The sequence below is a fragment of the Sulfitobacter sp. HI0129 genome (assembly GCF_001635395.1).
Taxonomy (GTDB): Bacteria; Pseudomonadota; Alphaproteobacteria; order Rhodobacterales; family Rhodobacteraceae; genus Sulfitobacter.
On record NZ_LWGH01000519.1, the window covers coordinates 1 to 2,131 of the forward strand.

General features: G+C 62.4%; 3 protein-coding genes. 2 read left to right on the forward strand and 1 reads right to left on the reverse strand.

The window, feature by feature from the left end; translation table 11 throughout:
• Positions 1-622 (reverse strand): DUF2125 domain-containing protein (locus A3764_RS14145; RefSeq protein WP_150122190.1); only part of this gene is annotated, 622 nt, incomplete at its 3' end.
• A gap of 66 nt (positions 623-688) precedes the next feature.
• Between A3764_RS14145 and A3764_RS14150 the strand changes: the two genes are divergently transcribed.
• Entirely contained in the window at positions 689-1,219 is a 531-nt protein-coding gene (locus A3764_RS14150) for a gamma-glutamylcyclotransferase (protein WP_067923282.1), read from the forward strand.
• A 74-nt stretch (positions 1,220-1,293) separates the two neighbouring features.
• Positions 1,294-2,131: biopolymer transporter ExbB (locus A3764_RS14155; protein WP_067951696.1), on the forward strand; the 838-nt coding region annotated here is incomplete at its 3' end.

Here is a 2,131-nt window from a genome sequence, read left to right on the forward strand (position 1 = left end):
TGAGCAGCGCCGCGAGGTCGACGGACGCTGCTGCCTCACGTAGCTCTGTCGGGATGTCGAGGTATCGGCTGAACGCCTCCTCCCACCGAAGCGCATCCGCCTTTAGAAGCAGATCGTAGCTGGCCGGGTTTTCGTCATTCTGTTGCAGACTCGCTCGAACGGGACCGCTGCTTCCAAGTTCCTGCTCGTTCAGTCCAATTTCAAGCGCGTCACCGCGGAATCCGAACTCCTGCAGGTCCAACGCGCGCCGCGGCGACAGGCGCAGCTCGGCGATACCGCCCTGCGCCGTCAGCGTCGCCTCTGCCCCGGGCAAAGTCATGACGACAGGATTCTCCGGCAACACCAACGTGAGGTCGGTGGGAAGATAGGCCGGAGCGGAGGCTTTCAGATTGCCCGTCGTCACCCGGGCGCCATTCGGCCCCCGGGCGGAGAGGCGATCCACCTCGACGTCAAAGCGCGTGGGGTAGCCGCTGACCTTTGCGGGGCCCGGTTCGACCTCCCAGCCTGACACCGCGATCTTGTCCTGTTGCAGTAGCTGCCCCAACCCCGCAGAGGCCAGCCACCACCATCCCGTCCAGATGGCTGCCAGAACCACGATCAGCCAGATCCCGCCGCGCACCATCGTAAAATTCCTTTAACTCGGCCTGCGAATGCGGTTTATCCAAGCCGTCAGGAAAGGACCAGCACGATGACGATGTGGGTATTCGGGTACGGAAGTCTCCTTTGGAATCCGGGCTTTGAAGTGGCGGAAAGCGTGGTCGCCACGCTGCCGGGCTATGCCCGGTCTTTCTGCATGCGCTCCATCCACCACCGTGGCACCGAAGAGGCACCGGGACTGGTACTTGCACTGGATGAACACCCCGAGGCCGCTTGCGAAGGGCTGGCGCTGAGGGTGGCGCCGGGGCATGAGGCGAAGACGCTCGATTATCTGAGGGAGCGTGAACTGATTTCTTCCGCCTATGTGGAGAAGGAGTTGCTCATCCATCTGTCCGACGGTCGCGATGTCACCGCCGTCGTCTACGTCATTGACGAGGCGCATGTGCAATACTGCGGCGGCCTTCCTCTGGAAGAGCAGGCCCAGATCATCGCGCGGGCCGTCGGGGGGCGTGGGCCCAATACCGAATACCTTTTCAACACTGCCGCGCATCTGGCAGAGGTCGGCCTGCATGATCCGGCGCTTGAATGGCTGCACGACCGCGTGAAGGCGCTCGTCGCATAAAGCCATGGCACTGGGCCTGCATTTGGGTTTAAGTTGCCGGGAAGTCAGTATTTCGAGGTCAGGAGCAAGGCCGCATGGCGCAGCCAGACCGACAGGCAGGACCACAGTTTTCCCAACCGGTACGGCAGATCACGCTGATGCTGATCGCCCTGGGGCTGACCGGGGTCGGGGTATTCCTCGCTTTGCCGCGTGTCCTGCCCATTTTCATCGCGAACCCCTATCTGAACGGCTTTATCTTCTTTGTCTTCGTGCTGGGGGTGCTGGCCTGTTTCTATCAGGTCTTTCAGCTGATCGGGTCGGTCCGCTGGATCGAAAATTTCGCTTCGGACAAACCTGATCCCGAAACCGTCGCACCGCAGCTTCTGGCTCCCTTGGCATCGCTCCTGCGCTCGCGCGGGGCGCGGATGCAGGTCAGCGCGTCTTCGTCCCGTTCGATCCTCGATTCAGTCGCCACGCGGATCGACGAGGCGCGGGAAATCACGCGCTATATCGTCAACATGCTGATATTCCTCGGCCTTCTGGGCACGTTCTACGGGTTGGCCACGACCGTTCCGGCGGTGGTGGACACGATCCGCAGCCTTGCCCCGTCAGAGGGTGAGGGCGGGGTAGACGTGTTCAGCCGGCTCATGTCGGGGCTGGAGGCGCAGTTGGGCGGGATGGGCGTGGCCTTCGGCTCTTCACTGCTGGGGCTCGCGGGGTCGCTTGTTGTGGGCCTGCTGGAGCTTTTCGCGGGACACGGGCAAAACCGTTTCTATCAGGAGCTTGAGGACTGGCTCAGTTCCATCACCCGGGTCGGCTTCACGTCCGGGGAAGAACTGAGCGGCGAGCAGGCGATCATGGCCGGTGTCGTCGAACATATCACCGAGCAGATGGACAGCCTTCAGCAGCTTTTCCGCCGTTCGGAAGAAGCCC

Excerpts from the sequence above, each read along its gene's own strand:
- A3764_RS14150 (WP_067923282.1), top strand. The coding sequence starts at position 689 with ATGACGATGTGGGTATTCGGGTACGGAAGTCTCCTTTGGAATCCGGGC.